General features: G+C 56.0%; 16 protein-coding genes. 11 read left to right on the top strand and 5 right to left on the bottom strand.

The genetic code is table 11. The annotated features are described in order from the left end of the window. The first annotated feature begins 105 nt into the window (after positions 1-105). Complete coding sequence (gene setB / locus A6013_RS17645) at positions 106-1287, top strand: sugar efflux transporter SetB (RefSeq protein WP_069733502.1); 1182 nt, start codon at positions 106-108, stop codon at positions 1285-1287. Here setB and A6013_RS17640 read toward each other — a convergent pair. Next, entirely contained in the window at positions 1284-1538 is a 255-nt protein-coding gene (locus A6013_RS17640) for a YkgJ family cysteine cluster protein (protein WP_028013872.1), read from the bottom strand. The genes setB and A6013_RS17640 overlap by 4 nt on opposite strands. A gap of 162 nt (positions 1539-1700) precedes the next feature. On the opposite strand from A6013_RS17640, the gene yeiP reads away from it, so the two are divergent. Next, positions 1701-2273, top strand: coding sequence for an elongation factor P-like protein YeiP (gene yeiP / locus A6013_RS17635; RefSeq protein ID WP_008500940.1), 573 nt, complete (start codon positions 1701-1703; stop codon positions 2271-2273). Positions 2274-2318: 45 nt separating this feature from the next. Here the strand turns inward: yeiP and uxuA are convergent, their stop codons facing one another. Continuing rightward, positions 2319-3509 carry a mannonate dehydratase gene (uxuA, locus tag A6013_RS17630; protein ID WP_069733501.1) on the bottom strand — a complete coding sequence of 397 codons (1191 nt, stop codon included), beginning with the start codon at positions 3507-3509 and terminating at the stop codon, positions 2319-2321. Between the two features lie 205 nt (positions 3510-3714). On the opposite strand from uxuA, the gene A6013_RS17625 reads away from it, so the two are divergent. The 9 genes from A6013_RS17625 (at position 3715) to yejF (ending at position 15307) form a co-directional block, all read left to right on the top strand. Then, positions 3715-5181, top strand: a complete 1467-nt coding sequence (locus tag A6013_RS17625) for a mannitol dehydrogenase family protein (protein ID WP_069733500.1) — start codon at positions 3715-3717, stop codon at positions 5179-5181. 123 nt (positions 5182-5304) lie between these two features. Beyond that, the gene (locus tag A6013_RS17620; protein WP_048960965.1) at positions 5305-6291 is read left to right on the top strand and encodes a GTP-binding protein; all 987 of its coding nucleotides are present in this window, start codon (positions 5305-5307) and stop codon (positions 6289-6291) included. 33 nt (positions 6292-6324) lie between these two features. Continuing rightward, positions 6325-7038, top strand: coding sequence for a phosphatase PAP2 family protein (locus tag A6013_RS17615; RefSeq protein ID WP_028013876.1), 714 nt, complete (start codon positions 6325-6327; stop codon positions 7036-7038). A 415-nt stretch (positions 7039-7453) separates the two neighbouring features. After that, positions 7454-8023: a bifunctional murein DD-endopeptidase/murein LD-carboxypeptidase gene (gene mepS / locus A6013_RS17610; protein WP_028013877.1), complete on the top strand. Its 570-nt coding sequence runs from the start codon at positions 7454-7456 to the stop codon at positions 8021-8023. 127 nt (positions 8024-8150) lie between these two features. Beyond that, positions 8151-9707: a cyclic di-GMP phosphodiesterase gene (locus A6013_RS17605; RefSeq protein ID WP_047367968.1), complete on the top strand. Its 1557-nt coding sequence runs from the start codon at positions 8151-8153 to the stop codon at positions 9705-9707. Between the two features lie 74 nt (positions 9708-9781). Then, positions 9782-11587 (top strand): extracellular solute-binding protein, encoded by a 1806-nt coding sequence (locus A6013_RS17600; RefSeq protein ID WP_028013879.1) that lies wholly within the window; start codon positions 9782-9784, stop codon positions 11585-11587. Between the two features lie 9 nt (positions 11588-11596). After that, positions 11597-12691 carry a microcin C ABC transporter permease YejB gene (locus tag A6013_RS17595; protein WP_028013880.1) on the top strand — a complete coding sequence of 365 codons (1095 nt, stop codon included), beginning with the start codon at positions 11597-11599 and terminating at the stop codon, positions 12689-12691. After that, positions 12691-13716 (top strand): ABC transporter permease, encoded by a 1026-nt coding sequence (locus A6013_RS17590; protein WP_028013881.1) that lies wholly within the window; start codon positions 12691-12693, stop codon positions 13714-13716. The genes A6013_RS17595 and A6013_RS17590 overlap by 1 nt, the downstream gene beginning before the upstream one ends. Before the next feature lies 1 nt (position 13717). Next, a complete protein-coding gene (yejF, locus tag A6013_RS17585; protein WP_069733499.1) occupies positions 13718-15307 on the top strand; it encodes a microcin C ABC transporter ATP-binding protein YejF in 1590 nt (529 codons plus the stop codon). Between the two features lie 3 nt (positions 15308-15310). Here yejF and A6013_RS17580 read toward each other — a convergent pair whose 3' ends face one another. The 3 genes from A6013_RS17580 to rsuA all read right to left on the bottom strand — a co-directional run bounded on the left by A6013_RS17580 (position 15311) and on the right by rsuA (position 17854). Further along, positions 15311-15655, bottom strand: a complete 345-nt coding sequence (locus A6013_RS17580) for a YejG family protein (RefSeq protein WP_028013883.1) — start codon at positions 15653-15655, stop codon at positions 15311-15313. Between the two features lie 279 nt (positions 15656-15934). Next, on the bottom strand, positions 15935-17131 hold the full coding sequence (locus tag A6013_RS17575; protein WP_041908984.1) for a Bcr/CflA family multidrug efflux MFS transporter: 1197 nt from the start codon (positions 17129-17131) through the stop codon (positions 15935-15937). Positions 17132-17146: 15 nt separating this feature from the next. Further along, entirely contained in the window at positions 17147-17854 is a 708-nt protein-coding gene (rsuA, locus tag A6013_RS17570) for a 16S rRNA pseudouridine(516) synthase RsuA (RefSeq protein WP_028013885.1), read from the bottom strand. Positions 17855-17960 lie beyond the last annotated feature (106 nt).

Raw genomic sequence — 17960 nt, 5'->3', positions numbered from 1 at the left:
AAATGCCATTTTGATTTTTCGTGGGGTAATTGACTTCACCCACTGTTTATTTTTTAACTGACGGCGTAAACTCCGCCCCTCTCTGTTACTCGCTAATTATAAAACATGCATAACACCCCTGCGGCCACCGCGCCGAAGCCCTTTGATTTGACGTCAACGGCGTTCCTGATTGTTGCCTTCTTTACGGGCATCGCCGGTGCGTTGCAAACCCCGACGCTGAGCCTGTTCCTGACCAACGAAGTTCACGCCCGTCCGGCGATGGTTGGCTTCTTTTTTACCGGAAGCGCCATCATCGGCATTCTCGTCAGCCAGTTTCTTGCCGGTCGTTCCGACCGCAAAGGCGATCGTAAAAGCCTGATCATTTTCTGCTGTCTGCTGGGGGTGCTGGCCTGCGTCCTGTTTGCCTGGAACCGTAACTATTTCATTCTGCTGTTCATCGGTGTTTTTCTGAGCAGCTTTGGCTCAACCGCCAACCCTCAGCTGTTTGCCCTTGCCCGCGAACATGCCAACCATACCGGGCGGGAAGCGGTGATGTTCAGCTCGATATTGCGCGCTCAGGTGTCGCTGGCATGGGTAATTGGCCCGCCGCTGGCCTACGCGCTGGCGATGGGGTTTGGCTTTACGGTGATGTACCTGAGCGCGGCGGTCGCGTTTGTGGCGTGCGGCGCAATGGTATGGTTTTTTCTGCCGTCAATGCGCAAAGAGCCCAAAGTGGCAACGGGCGTGCTGGAAGCGCCGCGTCGTAACCGCCGCGATGCCCTGCTCCTGTTTGTTATCTGCACGCTGATGTGGGGCACCAACAGCCTGTATATCATTAACATGCCGCTGTTTATTATTGATGAGCTACACCTGCCGGAGAAGCTGGCCGGCATTATGATGGGCACCGCCGCGGGTCTTGAGATCCCGACCATGCTGATTGCAGGCTATTATGCGAAGCGTTTTGGAAAGCGTTTTTTAATGCGCATCGCGGCCGTCGCCGGGCTGCTATTCTACGTTGGCATGCTGACGGTCCATACGCCAGCCCTGCTTCTTGCTTTACAGCTGCTGAACGCCGTGTATATCGGCATCCTGGCGGGGATTGGCATGCTCTACTTCCAGGATCTGATGCCGGGGCAGGCAGGTGCCGCCACCACCCTTTATACTAATACCACCCGCGTGGGCTGGATTATCGCGGGCTCGATGGCCGGTATCGTTGCCGAGATCTGGAACTACCACACGGTGTTCTGGATTGCGCTGGTGATGTGTACGCTGACGATTGGCTGTCTGGCGAGGATCAAAGACGTTTAAGGCGCGGTGAGCGCTTCCAGCTCCAGCAGCCATGTCATTGCCTGCGCGCGCGTGCTGCCGCACATTTCAGCTGATGGCTGAAGCCCGGAACAGACCTTCGGGCGCAGGGGAGACTCAAAGATCATACACAGGTTGGATTCAGAGAGCTGAACGCAGCGGGTATTGGCGGGCTTGCCTTCAGGCATGCCTGGAATGGGGCTTGAAATGGACGGAGCGGTACAGCACGCGCCGCAATCTGGACGACAATCCATACATGCTCTCTCGGTGGCGAACACCCGTACAGTCGGGCATCGGGCGCACAGTAACACCTTTTGCGTATTGATAGCAAAAGCCACGAATTCCACTTGCCTGAAAGGCCGCGCGCGAGTAATTTGGCGCGATATTTTTTACCTCCCGTAGACAGGATTACTGCAATGCCAAGAGCGAACGAAATTAAGAAAGGTATGGTACTGAATTACAACGGCAAATTGCTGATTGTGAAAGACATCGACATTCAGGCACCAAGCGCCCGTGGTGCAGCGACGCTGTACAAAATGCGTTTCGCCGATGTGCGTACCGGCCTGAAGGTGGAAGAACGTTTTAAAGGTGACGATATCGTTGATACCGTGACCCTGACCCGCCGCTACGTTGATTTCTCCTACATCGACGGCAACGAATACGTGTTCATGGATAAAGAAGATTACACCCCGTACATCTTCACCAAAGATCAGATCGAAGAAGAGCTGCTGTTCATTCCTGAAGGCGGTATGCCAGACATGCAGGTACTGACCTGGGACGGCGTGCTGCTGGCGCTTGAACTGCCGCAGACCGTGGATCTGGAAATCGTTGAAACCGCGCCGGGCATTAAAGGCGCGTCAGCAAGTGCGCGCAACAAACCAGCGACCCTGACTACCGGGCTGGTTGTGCAGGTGCCGGAATATCTCTCCGCTGGCGAGAAGATCCGCATCCATATTGAAGAAAAACGCTATATGGGTCGTGCTGACTGATTATGGCATTTGTCGGGTGGCGGCTTCGCCACCCGACAATTCCGGTTACAGAAGCTCCGGATACTTCGTCATCTTGAGCGCCAGCTCGACCCCTCGCACTTCCGCCATCCCCTTCAGGCGGCCAATCGCCGAATAGCCCGGGTTGGTTTTCTTACGCAGATCGTCCAGCATCTGGTGTCCGTGATCCGGACGGAACGGAATAGGACGCATATCGCCCGCCTGCTTGCGACGCGCCTCTTCAGCCAGAATAGCGTCGACCACCGCCACCATGTTTACGTCGCCACCCAGATGCGCGGCCTCGTGGAAGGTCTTTGGATTCTCCTCCCGGCAGGTCGCACGCAGATGCGTAAAGTGAATACGATCGCCAAAGGTTTCTATCATCCGCACGAGGTCATTATCAGCGCGCACGCCGTAGGAGCCGGTACACATGGTAAAGCCGTTATAGATGCTGTCGACCGTCTCTTTCAGCCATTGCATATCTTCAATCGTGGACACGATACGCGGCAGGCCGAGGATAGGACGCGGCGGATCGTCCGGGTGTACCGCCAGACGCACGCCGGCTTCTTCCGCAACCGGCACGATAGCGCGCAGGAAATACGCCATGTTTTCACGCAGCTGCTGCTTATCAATATTGCCGTATTCCGCCAGACGCGCGCGGAACTGATCCAGCGTGTACCCCTCTTCCGCACCCGGCAGGCCAGCAATGATATTGCGGGTCAGCTTCTCAACGTCCGCTTCACTGGCGGCATTGAACCATTCAAGGGCCTGCTGCTGCTCTTCAGCGGTGTAATCCGCTTCGGCGCCCGGGCGTTTCAGAATGTGCAGCTCAAACGCCGCAAAGGCAATCTGGTCAAAACGCAGCGCTTTCGAGCCGTCTGGCATCTGATATTCCAGGTCGGTACGCGTCCAGTCCAGAATCGGCATGAAGTTATAGCAGACCGTATCAATGCCGCAGGCCGCCAGGTTGCGAATGCTCTGCTGATAGTTTGCAATCCAGGTCCGGTATTCCCCGGAATGGGTTTTGATATCTTCGTGAACTGGAATGCTTTCTACCACAGACCAGGTTAACCCCTTCTCCGCCAGCAGCGCCTGACGCTGTTGAATCTCCTCAACCGGCCATACCTGGCCGTTAGGAATGTGATGCAGCGCCGTGACGACACCCGTTGCGCCAGCCTGACGCACATCATCAAGAGAAACCGGATCGTTCGGCCCGTACCAACGCCAGGTTTGTTCCATTGCCTCATCCTCTCAAGTTGTTATACCAATATGGGTTACTGCAATGACGACTACCATACATGTTTGCCGTGAAGGGTCAACACGCCGCCACACATTGATTGATCAAACTCACAGAACGGGGATATTTACGGCTTACCAATTTTATTTGCTGTCATATAACTTTAGACTGGCATTGTTAATTAATGGTTAATCAGGTGTGTATTTCATGAAGACAATTGCCTCAACCGCCCTTCCAGCCCAGGTTCAACAACCGCGCTACGATCGTCATCAACTGCGCTCCCGCATCGTCCATTTCGGCTTCGGTGCGTTTCACCGCGCGCATCAGGCATTGTTAACAAACCGGGTGCTGAATGAAAAAGGCGGCGACTGGGGAATTTGTGAGATTAGCCTGTTCAGCGGCGACGTGCTGATGAGCCAGCTGCGCGCGCAGGATCACCTGTTTACCGTGCTGGAGAAAGGAGCTGAAGGAAATCAGCCGATTATTGTCGGGGCCGTACATGAATGCCTGAATGCAAAGCTGGACTCTCTGCCCGCGATAATAGAGAAGTTTTGCGAGCCGCAGGTGGCGATTGTGTCGCTCACCATTACGGAGAAAGGCTACTGCATCGATCCCGCGACCGGTAAGCTGGATTTACAAAACGCCCGGATCGTCCACGATCTGGAAAATCCCGCTGAGCCGCATTCCGCGCCGGGGATCCTGGTCGAAGCCCTTAATCGCCGCCGCGAGCGCGGCTTGCCTGCGTTTACCGTGCTTTCCTGCGACAACATTCCGGACAACGGCCACGTGGTGAAAAATGCGGTGCTTGGCATGGCGCAAAAGCGCTCCCCGGCGCTGGCGGAGTGGATCGAGGGTCACGTGAGTTTTCCGGGAACGATGGTCGACAGAATTGTTCCCGCCGCGACGGAGGCCTCGCTTGCGGAAATCGCCGACGCGCTCGGCGTTGACGATCCGTGCGCCATAAGCTGCGAGCCGTTTATTCAGTGGGTAGTGGAAGATAATTTTGTCGCCGGGCGTCCGGAGTGGGAAGTGGCGGGCGTTCAGATGGTGCAGGACGTTCTGCCCTGGGAGCAGATGAAATTACGCATGCTTAACGGCAGCCACTCTTTCCTGGCGTATCTGGGGTATCTCGCCGGGTACGCGCATATTAATGAATGCATGGAGGACGCCACCTTCCGCGAAGCCGCCCGGCGGCTAATGCTGGATGAACAGGCGCCTACGCTGCGTATAAAGGATGTCGACCTGACTGCCTATGCCGACAGCCTGATTGAGCGCTTTGCTAACCCGGCGCTGCAGCACCGTACCTGGCAAATCGCGATGGACGGTAGCCAGAAGCTGCCGCAGCGAATGCTGGATGGCATCCGCGTCCACCTTGAGCGTAAAACAGAATGGCCGCTGCTGGCGCTGGGCGTCGCTGGCTGGATACGCTACGTCAGCGGGTTCGACGAACGCGGCAACGCGATTGACGTTCGCGATCCCCTCAGCGATAAAATCCGCACGATTGTCGAGGCCAGCAGCGACGCTGAGCGCGTCAATGCGCTGCTGGGGCTGAGCGAGGTCTTCGGTCACGATCTCGCGCAAAATAGCGTTTTCGCTGAGGCTGTCAGCCAGGCCTACCAGCGCATCATCCACCGTGGCGCACGCCAGGCTGTTATTGAAACGTTAAATCTTTAGCGATTATTGCGCTTAATGCGAACGGACATTGCCTCCGTTCGCCCTCCCCCTTCTCATTGCGCCCGTTTTTCGCCAGGATAAGAGCATAGTGTTATAGCATCACAATTCTCTTGCGGAGCGCACGTGACCAAAACCAACCTCATCACCGGTTTTCTCGGCAGCGGTAAAACCACCTCTATTCTTCATCTGCTGGCGAATAAAGATCCCGCCGAGAAATGGGCCGTGCTGGTCAATGAATTCGGCGAAGTGGGCATTGATGGCGCGTTGCTGTCATCCAGCGGCGCAATGATTAAAGAGATCCCCGGCGGATGCATGTGCTGCGTAAACGGCTTACCGATGCAGGTAGGCCTCAATACGCTGCTGCGTCAGGGCAAACCGGACCGCCTGCTGATTGAACCTACCGGTCTGGGCCACCCGAAGCAGATCCTCGATTTACTGACCGCCCCGGTTTACGAGCCGTGGATCGATCTTCGCGCCACGCTGTGCCTGCTCGATCCGCGTCAGCTTCTGGATGAAAAAGCGGTGGCCAATGAGAACTTTCGCGATCAGCTCGCCGCAGCAGACGTTATTGTCGCCAATAAAGAAGATCGCGCCACGGCGGAAAGCCGGGCCGCGCTGGACGCGTGGTGGCAGCATTTCGGCGGCAATCGGACGCGGGTGCAGGCCACGCAGGGGAATATTGATAGCGCCCTGCTGGATCTTCCCCGCCTGAACCTGGCGCAACTCCCGGCCAGTGCAGAGCATGCGCATCACCATTCTGCAAAGCAGGGTCTGGCCGCGCTTAGCCTGCCGGAACACCAGCGCTGGCGTCGTAACCTTAACAGCGGTCAGGGGTATCAGGCCTGCGGATGGATTTTCGATGCCGATACCGTTTTCGATACCATTGGCATCCTTGAGTGGGCCAGGCTTGCGCCGGTCGACCGCGTGAAAGGGATCATGCGCACGCCAGACGGGCTGGTGCGGATCAACCGCCAGGGCGACGATTTCTTTATCGAAACGCAAAACGTCGCGCCACCTGACAGCCGAATAGAGTTAATTAGTGCGGTTAACGCCGACTGGAATGCCCTGCAGTCCAGCCTGTTGAAGCTTCGTTTAAGTTCGGGCGGCTAACGTTGCCCCAGTTTTCACTCAATGCAGAACGTTATGACGACTCGAATTCCCCAGATACTACTGCTTAATGTCGCCGGTCTGGCGCTCTTTTTCTCCTGGTATATCCCGGTGAATCACGGTTTCTGGTTCCCGCTGGATTCATCCCTGTTTCATTTCTTCAACCAGGGGCTGGTGAAGAGTGACGCCTTTCTGTGGCTGGTGGCGATTACCAATAACCGCGCCTTTGACGGCTTTTCCCTGCTGGCCATGGGCTGCCTGATGCTCTCTTTCTGGCTCAAAGAGGATGACACGGGGCGTCGCCGCATCCTGATTATCGGACTGGTGATGCTTCTGGCTGCGGTGATCATTAATCAGCTGGCGCAACATCTGATGCCGGTAAAACGTGCTAGTCCTTCGCTCTCTTTCCCGAATATTTATCGCGTGAGTGAACTGCTGCATATTCCAACAAAAGATGCCTCGAAGGACAGTTTCCCGGGCGATCACGGCATGATGCTGCTTATTTTTTCTGGGTTCATGCTGCGCTATTTCGGTAAGAAGGCGTTCGCAATCGCCCTGCTTATTGTGGTGATATTTGCCTTCCCACGCGTGATGATTGGCGCGCACTGGCTGACGGATATTGTCGTGGGTTCCCTTTCCGCGGTGCTGATTGGTCTGCCGTGGGTTCTGATGACGCCTTTGAGCGATCGCCTAATTACCCTTTTCGATCGCTATCTTCCGCGTAGAAAGCAACAAAAATTGAACAAATAATTACCGTTTTTTAACGCAAACTATCGGGGATCATCACGATCCCTGATAATGCCCTTCCCGCGATCTTTCTGCGCTGTCATATTCTTGTCATCACATTCGTGATAAAAATGAATCAATTGCACGATTACGCGGCGGATCTGCCGCTATTTTGTGCAATGACAAATTTTTACTTTCTGTATCACAATTTCTTATAAAAAAAAGGCTCTTTTTACTCGCAATAGCCCTGGCAATCGGTTAATCTCGAACTCGTTTTGCCCCATGGAGATAATTATTTCGATGGTGAATAATTTTGTGCGCTGCACCACAAATGTCACCAGAAACAATTGTCTCAATGTGAACAGATAATTAGTCTCGTCACGTTTGGCATTTTTATAACGATATTTGTCGTTAAGGACTTCAAGGGAAAATAAACAAAATGGTCAAATCTCAACCGTTTCTGAGATATATCTTACGGGGGATCCCGGCGATAGCAGTCGCGGTACTGTTATCTGCATGTAGTACATCGAACACCGCAAAGAATATGCATCCTGAGACGCGTGTTGTGGGAATGGAAGATTCCTCTTCACTGCAAGCCTCTCAGGATGAATTTGAAAATATGGTACGTAATCTGGACGTGAAGTCCCGCATTATGGACCAGTATGCTGACTGGAAAGGCGTGCGTTACCGTCTTGGCGGCAGCACTAAAAAAGGCATTGATTGTTCCGGCTTTGTACAGCGTACCTTCCGCGAGCAATTTGGGTTAGATCTTCCGCGTTCGACCTACGAACAGCAGGAGATGGGCAAGTCAATTTCACGTACCAAACTGCGCACCGGCGATTTAGTGCTGTTCCGTGCAGGTTCTACCGGTCGACATGTGGGCATCTACATTGGTAATGACCAGTTTGTACATGCCTCCACCAGCAGCGGTGTGACCATTTCCAGCATGAATGAACCGTACTGGAAGAAGCGCTACAACGAAGCGCGCCGCGTACTGACCCGCAGTTAATATGATAATTGTATCGTTGGTTATCCCTTGGCTGGCGATACAATAAAAAAAAGCACTGCTTCGGCGGTGTTTTTTTTTGCCCGTTACAATGAATACAATCAGCGGCAATTCAGGAACCACGACGTTTATGCTCACCCGCTACTTCTCCAGTCATCGAAAGATACTGTTCCTCAGTATCATTACCGGCCTGATCGCCGCCCTGCTCCTGGGTTCATTGCAATTTTTCTGGAGCTACCACAAGCGGGAAATCCGATTCGATACGTTGATCATGGATGTGCGCATCTACATGGAGAGCTATTTTGACGAGCTGAAAGCCTCCATCGACGTGCTCCAGCCGCTGACGCTCAATAATTGCCAGGACGTTAACGCGGAGCTGACCTCGCGCGCGGCCTTCAGCCTCAACGTACGCGCCTTCCTGCTGGTCAGAGACAAAATGGCGTTCTGCTCGTCAGCCACAGGGCCAATGAATGCCCCGATGGAGGAGCTGATACCCGAGCTGCACATCAACAAGCAGGTTGATATCGCACTGCTCCCCGGCACGCCCATGCTGCCCAATAAGCCCGCGATTGCCATCTGGTATCGTAATCCGCTTGTGAAGGACGGCGGCGTATTCACCTCGGTGAATCTCAACCTGACGCCTTACCTGCTTTACACCGCGCGGCAGGACGAGTTTGCAGGCATCGCGATCGTCATCGGCGACAATGCGTTATCCACTGCCTCAAGCGCCCTCGTCAAAGCGAAGGATTTACATGAAACGCCGGCGCGCACCGCGACGCTCAAAGACGTTCCTCTGACCATCAACCTGTACGCCGAGGAGTGGACGACCGATGAGATACTTTACGCCCTGTTCTTCGGGCTGGTGTGCGGGATTGCGGCAGGGTCGCTTAACTTCTACATCCTCACGACGCGTCTCAATCCGGGCAAAGAGATTCTGAGCGCCATCAAGCGCGGCCAGTTTTATGTGGTTTATCAGCCCGTTGTCGACGCCAAATCGCTCAGGATGACCGGGCTTGAAGTGCTGATGCGCTGGAAGCACCCGACCATGGGTGAGATCCCGCCGGACGCCTTTATCAATTTTGCCGAAGCGCAGAAGCTGATTGTTCCGCTCACGCTGCATCTTTTTGACCTGATTATTCACGATGCGCCAGTGCTACAAACCGTGCTGCCGCCGGGTGCCAAAGTGGGCATTAATATCGCGCCGGGGCATCTGCATGCGGAAAGTTTCAAAGACGATATGCGCACCTTCAAAGCCCTGCTGCCGCCTGATTACTTCCAGATCGTACTGGAAATTACCGAGCGCGATATGCTGAACCATCGGGAAGCTAACAGCCTCTTCGAATGGCTGCATAACGAAGGGTTTGAAATTGCCATCGACGATTTCGGCACCGGCCACAGCGCGCTGATTTATCTTGAACATTTCACCATGGACTACCTGAAAATCGACCGTGGCTTTGTCAACGCCATTGGCACAGAAACCGTGACCTCCCCGGTGCTGGATGCCGTACTGACGCTGGCAAGACGACTGAATATGTCGACCGTTGCGGAAGGGGTGGAAACACCGGAACAGGCGGCCTGGCTGCGCGAGCATGGGGTTAATTATCTGCAGGGTTACTGGATTAGCCGCCCGATGCCGCTGGAGCAGTTCCGCACGTGGCAAAATACGGTGTCGCCTGACGGGGAATAATTTCACATTGCCCGTGGCGTCACTTATTATTCAGCTTAACTGAGCCGGTCTGTAAAAGAGGGAGCCGCCGCGAGATGTTTATGCGCTTTATGTTGCTTTGGTTGGCAGTCGTGAGCCTGTCCAGCCAGGCGCAAACCATCAAAGAGAACATCGCGTTCGCCGTGATTGGCGAGCCAAAATACGCGGTCAATTTTACGCACTTCGATTACGTCAATCCTGCCGCCCCTAAGGGTGGAAAGGTCACGCTCTCGGCTACGGGAACGTTCGACAACTTTAACCGCTTCGCCCTGCGCGGCGTGGCCGCGGCGCGAACGGAATCGCTCTATGACACGCTTTTTGTCACGTCGGATGATGAACCCGGCAGCTATTACCCGCTGATTGCCGATAACGTGCGCTACGCGGATAATTTCGCCTGGGCCGAAATTACCCTAAACCCCCGGGCCCGCTTTCACGACGGCACGCCGGTCAAGGCCAGCGACGTCGCTTTTACGTTTCATAAATTTATGACCGAAGGCGTTCCTCAGTTCCGCATTGTGTATAAAGGCGCAACGGTGCGCGCCATTGCGCCCCTCACCGTACGCATTGAGCTGAGCGAACCGAACAAAGAGAATATGCTTAGCCTGTTCTCGCTGCCGGTTATGCCTGAATCATTCTGGAAAAACCATAAGTTAAGCGACCCGCTCTCCACACCGCCGCTGGCCGGTGGCCCTTACCGCATTACCGACTGGCGCATGGGGCAGTACGTGGTCTATTCCCGGGTGAAAGATTACTGGGCGGCTAACCTGCCGGTAAACCGCGGGCGCTGGAATTTCGACACCCTTCGCTATGACTACTACCTCGACGATAACGTGGCGTTTGAAGCGTTCAAGGCCGGCGCCTTCGATTTACGCGTGGAGAACAGCGCCAAAAACTGGGCGACCCGCTATATCGGCAAAAACTTCACGAAAGGCTACATCGTCAAAGACGAGCACAAAAACGAATCCGCCCAGGACACGCGCTGGCTGGCGTTTAATATTCAGCGCCCGGTATTTACCGACCGCCGCGTTCGGGAAGCCATTTCCCTGGCCTTCGATTTTGAATGGATGAACAAAGCCCTGTTTTACGGGGCGTACAGCCGCGCGAACAGCTATTTCCAGAACACCGAATATGCCGCACGCGACTACCCTAAAGCCGACGAACTGCTCCTGCTGGCGCCGCTGAAAGCGGAAGTGCCGCCGGAGGTGTTTACCACGGTGTTTCAGCCGCCCGCTTCAAAGGGTGACGGCTACGACCGCGACAACCTGCTGAAGGCCAGCAAGCTGCTGGATGAGGCAGGCTGGCAGCTGAAGAACCAGAAACGCGTCAATGCGAAAACCGGCAAGCCTTTAAGCTTTGAACTGCTGCTCTCCTCCGGTGGCAACGATCAGTGGGTGCTGCCGTTTAAGCACAACCTTGCGCGGCTGGGGATCACCATGAACATTCGCCAGGTCGATAACGCGCAGATCACCAACCGCATGCGCAGCCGTGATTACGACATGATGCAACGCCTGTGGCCCGCGCAGCCGTGGCCCAGCTCGGATCTGCAAATCTCCTGGGCCTCCAGCTACATCGACTCCTCGTACAATGCGCCAGGCGTAAAAAGCCCGGCGATTGATGCCCTGATTGCAAAAATTGTGGCTGCGCAGGGCGATAAAGATAAGCTCTTGCCGCTTGGTCGCGCCCTCGACAGGGTGTTAACCTGGAACTACTACATGCTGCCCATGTGGTATATGGGCGAAGACCGCCTTGCGCGCTGGGACAAGTTCTCCGTGCCTGCCGTGCGCCCTGTCTATTCTCTGGGCTTTGACACCTGGTGGTATGACGTGAATAAAGCCGCCAGACTGCCCGCCGAGCGGCGATAAGGAATTATCATGGGTGCCTATTTAATACGCCGTCTTCTGCTGGTCATTCCCACGCTGTGGGCCATTATCACCATTAACTTTTTTATCGTGCAAATTGCCCCGGGCGGGCCGGTCGACCAGGCCATTGCCGCCATTGAGTTTGGCAACAGCGGCGGCATGCCCGGCGGCGGCGGAGAAGGCATGGGTGCCAGCCATGCGCGAACCGGCGTGGGGAATATCAGTGAAAGCCACTACCGCGGCGGGCGCGGGCTAGATCCTGAAGTGATCGCCGAGATCACCCATCGCTACGGCTTTGATAAGCCGATACACGAGCGCTATTTCAAGATGCTCTGGGATTATATCCGCTTTGATTTTGGCGATAGCCTGTTCCGCAGTGCGTCCGTATTAACGTTGATCAAGCAAAGCCTGCCGGTTTCGGTCACGCTGGGGCTGTGGGGGACGCTGATTATCTATCTGGTCTCTATACCGCTCGGGATCCGAAAAGCGGTGCATAACGGCAGCCGCTTCGATATCTGGAGCAGCACCTTCATCATCATCGGCTATGCTATTCCGGCGTTTCTGTTTGCCGTTCTGCTGATTGTCTTCTTTGCCGGAGGCAGCTATTTCGACATCTTCCCGCTGCGGGGGCTGGTCTCCGCCGATTTCAGCACGCTGCCGTGGTACCAGAAAATCACCGACTATCTCTGGCATATCACGCTGCCGGTGCTGGCGACGGTGATCGGCGGGTTTGCCGCCCTGACCATGTTAACGAAAAATGCCTTTCTCGATGAAATCCGCAAGCAGTATGTCGTGACCGCCCGCGCCAAAGGGGTCAGCGAGAAGCAGATTATGTGGAAACACGTTTTCCGCAACGCCATGCTGCTGGTGATTGCCGGATTTCCAGCCACGTTCATCAGCATGTTTTTTACCGGCTCGCTGCTGATTGAGGTGATGTTCTCGCTCAACGGTCTCGGCCTGCTGGGCTACGAAGCCACCGTATCGCGCGATTATCCGGTAATGTTTGGCACGCTCTATATTTTCACCCTGATTGGCCTGCTGCTGAATATCATCAGCGATATCAGCTATACGCTGGTCGATCCCCGAATTGATTTTGAGGGCCGCTGATGCCGCGTTTAAGCCCCGTTAACCAGGCCCGCTGGGCCCGTTTTCGCCATAACCGCCGCGGCTACTGGTCGCTGTGGATTTTTGCTGTCCTGTTTGTCCTGAGCATGTGTTCAGAGCTGATCGCCAACGACAAACCGTTGCTGGTGCACTTTAACGACCGCTGGTACGTGCCGGTACTGGCTAACTACAGTGAAAGCGACTTCGGCGGCCCGTTTGCCACCCCGGCGGAGTACCAGGATCCGTGGCTGCGCCAGCAGATCGAACAGCACGGCTGGGCCCTCTGGGCACCGGTGCGCTTTGGCGCCAACAGCATTAACTTCGCGACCACAACCCCCTTCCCTTCTCCGCCCTCTGCGCAAAACTGGCTGGGAACAGACGCCAACGGCGGCGACGTGCTGGCGCGCATCCTCTACGGTACGCGGATTTCTATTCTTTTTGGACTGATGCTGACCGTCTTCTCCAGCGTAATGGGCGTAGTGGCCGGTGCCGTTCAGGGCTACTACGGCGGAAAAATTGACCTGTGGGGGCAGCGTATCATCGAAGTCTGGTCCGGTATGCCAACCCTGTTTCTGATCATTCTGCTTTCCAGCGTGGTACAGCCGGGCTTCTGGTGGCTGCTGGGCATCACCGTTCTGTTTGGCTGGATGGCGCTGGTGGGCGTGGTGCGGGCAGAGTTTCTGCGCACCCGTAATTTCGACTATATTCGCGCCGCGCAGGCGTTAGGCGTGAGCGATCGCGCAATCATCTTCCGCCATATGCTTCCCAATGCGGTGGTGGCGACCCTCACCTTCCTGCCCTTTATTCTGTGCAGCTCCATCACCACCCTCACCTCGCTGGACTTTCTGGGCTTCGGCCTGCCGCTGGGGTCGCCGTCGCTCGGCGAACTGCTGCTGCAGGGCAAGAACAACCTGCAGGCGCCGTGGCTGGGCATCACCGCCTTTCTTTCCGTGGCCGTGCTGCTTTCGCTGCTGATTTTTATTGGCGAAGCCGTGCGCGATGCCTTCGATCCCAACAAGGCGGTATAAGATGACGCAGCCTCTTCTCAGTATTGATCGCCTGTCGATTGCCTTCTCGAAGCAGGGCGAGACCCGTACCGTGGTCACCGACCTGTCGCTGCAGATCCAGCGCGGTGAAACGCTGGCGCTGGTGGGTGAATCCGGTTCGGGCAAGAGCGTCTCGGCGCTCTCCATCCTGCGTCTGCTGCCCTCCCCGCCCGTGAGCTATCCGCAAGGGGATATTCTGTTCCACGGCAGTTCGCTGCTGCACGCTGATGAACATACCCTGCGCGGTATTCGCGGCAATAAGATTGCCATGATCTTCCAGGAGCCGATGGTGTCGCTCAACCCACTGCATACGCTGGAAAAACAGCTCTATGAAGTGCTGTCACTTCATCGGGGGATGCGCAAAGAGGCCGCGCGGGGCGAAATTCTGGATTGTCTGGAACGAACAGGCATACGCAACGCGGCCAAACGGCTGAATGATTTTCCGCATCAGCTCTCCGGCGGCGAACGCCAGCGGGTAATGATTGCCATGGCCCTGCTCACGCGCCCCGAACTGTTGATTGCCGACGAGCCGACGACGGCGCTGGACGTCACGGTGCAGGCGCAAATTCTGACGCTCCTGAGGGAGCTGCGTGACGAGCTGGACATGAGCCTGCTGTTTATCACGCACAACCTGAGCATCGTGAAAAAGCTGGCCGACAGCGTCGCGGTCATGCAAAACGGGCGCTGCGTTGAACAGAATACCGCGTCCACGCTGCTGAACGCGCCGCAGCATCCCTATACGCAGCGCCTGCTCGACAGCGAACCTTCCGGCGACCCGGTGCCTCTCACGGCAGACAGCACACCGCTGCTGCGCGTCGATGATTTATCCGTCTCGTTCCCGATCCGCAAAGGCGTTCTGCGGCGCATCGTTGACCAGAACCCGGTGCTGAAAAATATCCGCTTCTCGCTGCGACCGGGTGAATCCCTGGGGCTGGTGGGCGAATCCGGTTCGGGGAAAAGCACTACCGGTCTGGCGCTGCTGCGCTTAATTGCCTCTCAGGGCGAGATCCTGTTTGACGATATGCCACTGCACCGCTGGAACCGCCGCCAGATGCTGCCCGTGCGGCCCCGCATGCAGGTGGTATTTCAGGATCCCAACTCCTCGCTTAACCCGCGCCTCAGCGTGTTGCAGATTATCGAAGAGGGCCTGCGCGTTCACCAGCCTGGCCTGAGTGCGCAACAGCGGGAACAGGAGGTCATGCGGGTGATGGCGGAAGTGGGCTTAGATCCCGACACTCGCCACCGCTACCCTGCGGAATTTTCCGGCGGACAGCGCCAGCGTATCGCCATCGCCCGCGCGCTGATCCTGAAACCGGAGCTGATTATTCTGGATGAACCGACCTCGTCTCTGGACAGAACCGTACAGGCGCAGATCCTGGCGCTACTCAAAGGGCTACAGGAAAAGCACCGGCTGGCCTATATCTTTATCAGCCATGATCTACAGGTGGTTCGGGCGCTATGCCATCAGGTGATTGTGCTACGACAGGGTGAGGTGGTCGAACAGGGTGATTGCCAGCGCGTATTTACTGCGCCAACGCAGAGCTACACGCGCCAGCTGCTCGCGACAGACTAGCGCTTAAAACGGATACTGGCCGGAGAAAGGTTCAGCAATCGCAACGCCAAAGTTTTTCAGGCGGCAGGTCGCGGCGAATTCGTCCTGGCTTTTGACAAACAGGCACGGCTCCCCTTCGCACTCCAGTACGGAGCTGTCCACTTCGATATCCGTCAGGGCCTGGCTGAGACGCTCCATCACCCGCCACGCATTTTCGTCGCTCGGGCTCAGCAGCTTGAGCGCCACCAGGCAATTCTCACAGCCCGCGACGCTTTGCGGAATCGGTTCAACTTTCGAACCTGCAAAACCCGCCGACCAGCGATAGCTCTGGGGCAAGCGATGGACAATGGAGAGTTGTAATGTATTCACGTTCGTTCCCCGGAAGCAAAATTTACTTCACAATTTATTTACATTTATAGTAACACATCATCGCCAACCTGCACTATTCAGCGCTTTTTTATCGGTATCGAGGCTCGCGTCGGCGCTATATGTACCCGTTTCTGCGATCTAACTCAACCTTTTTGAATACAATGATGTGACTTTTTACATAAATAGATTTTACATAAAATAAACAAACACGGAATAAACGAACGCGAGTTTGGTTGATATGCGTCAACAAAAAAGGCCCTTTCGGGCCTTATCTGCGCGTTAGTGCGCCGCTTTTCGCGGCCGGCTGGCGTAAAGACAGAAAAGCACAGAGCTGGTTGCGCAAAAAGCCATCGCCCACAGCATAGGCCAGGCCGTAGTAAAGGTCGCCATAGAGAGTAACGCCCCGACGATGGCACCAATCCCGAAGCGGAAGGTTCCCGCCAGTGACGATGCGGTTCCCGCCATATGCGGGAATTCGTCGAGGATCACCGCCATCGCATTGGATGAGATCATCGACACGCAGCCGACAAAGGCCGCCACGCCGATCACCAGCGCCCAGAAGCCCACGTCCAGAAACGCGCTCACCACCAGCCAGACCGCCATCACAAACTGGATCCACAGCCCGGCGCGGAACATGTTCAGCGCGCCCACCCGCCGGACAAAGCGGCTGTTAATGATGGTCAGGACAAACAGGAAGACGATATTGAGCGCAAAATAATAGCCAAAGTGCTGCGGCGAAACGTGGTTCAGCTCGATATAGACAAACGGCCCGGCACTCAGGAAGGAGAACATTCCGGCGAAGCTGAACCCGCTCGCCAGCATGTAGCTCAGCACCCGCTTGTGGCGAAACAGCGAGGCAAAGTTGCCTATCGTGGTTCGAATATGAAATTTCTGGCGGCGCTCGACGGGCAGCGTTTCATCAATAAAGAAGAAAATCATCGCCGAGGCCAGCAGCGCGGCCAGCGCCAGGATCCAGAAAATCGCGTGCCAGCTAAACCACACCAGCACCGCACCACCGGCCATCGGTGCCACCAGCGGCGCAATCGTCGTCACCAGCATGACGAACGACATCATGCGGGAGAACTCTTCTTTCGGGTAGATATCACGCATCAGGGCGTTGATCACCACGCTCGCGGCAGCGGCGGCCAACCCGTGCAGGAAGCGCATGATAATCAGCTGATCGATACTCTGCGCCAGCGCACAGGCGACCGCTGCGGCCGCAAAGACCAGCGTCCCGCCAAGAATAACCGGCTTACGCCCCAGGCTGTCGGCCATTGGGCCATACAGCAGCTGTCCGAGCGCGAAACCGAGAATATAGGTGCTGAGCGTCATCTGCGCGCTGCCTGCCGGTACGCCAAACTGGGCGGAAATCACCGGCAGCGCAGGCAGATACATGTCGATAGACAGCGGCATCAGCATCGCCAGCAGGCCAAGAATGAAGACAATTTTGAACGACGAGTGTGGCCTGGTGGTCACAGGGTTCTCCTGAAATTAGTGCGAAGGCAGACCGACGCTGGCAATCTCTTCTTCCGTCAGCGGACGATATTCACCAGGCGCCAGGTCGGGATCGAGCGCAATCGCACCGATGCGTTCACGGTGCAGGCCCACAACGTGGTTACCCACGGCGGCAAACATGCGTTTCACCTGATGGTAGCGTCCTTCGCTGATGGTCAAACGGACCTCCGTCGGGGTGATGACCTCAAGCACGGCGGGTTTGGTCAGATCCTTTTCATTATGCAGCTGAACGCCTTTCGCGAATTGCTCTGCCGTGTCATCCGCAACCGGTGACTCCAGCGTGACCAGATAGGTTTTCTCGCAGTGGTGGCGCGGGGAAGTGATGCGATGCGACCACTGACCGTCGTCGGTCATCAGCACCAGACCGGTAGTGTCGATGTCGAGGCGGCCCGCGGCGTGCAGCTTATGCGCCACCGGCTCGTCGAGGAAATAGAGCACCGTCGGGTGATCCGGATCGTCCGTTGAGCAGACATAGCCTTCCGGCTTATTGAGCATGAAATAGCGGGGACCGTGCTGCTGGGTCAGCGGATTGCCGTCGTACTCAACCTGATGGTCAGGCTGCAGTTTGAACGCGCTGTCTCGCACAATGTCGCCATCCACGGTAACGCGGTTGGCGCGAATTTCGCGCCCGGCAATAGCGCGGCTTACGCCGAGTTGCTGAGCGATAAACTTATCAAGTCGCATGAAATCTTTTTAGCCTTAATGGTGCTGGATGTCGGACCGTGCGTCCGAAAAAAGAAGCAGTCAGGAACGGTTCAGTATAATGGTCTGGTTGCGCCACTCAAGGGAA

It is taken from the genome of Enterobacter sp. IF2SW-B1, from assembly GCF_001743375.1.
In the GTDB taxonomy this organism is placed as follows: Bacteria; Pseudomonadota; Gammaproteobacteria; order Enterobacterales; family Enterobacteriaceae; genus Enterobacter; species Enterobacter bugandensis.
The sequence above is the reverse complement of the archived record's forward strand: the minus strand, read 5'-3'. Positions and strand labels throughout refer to the sequence as shown.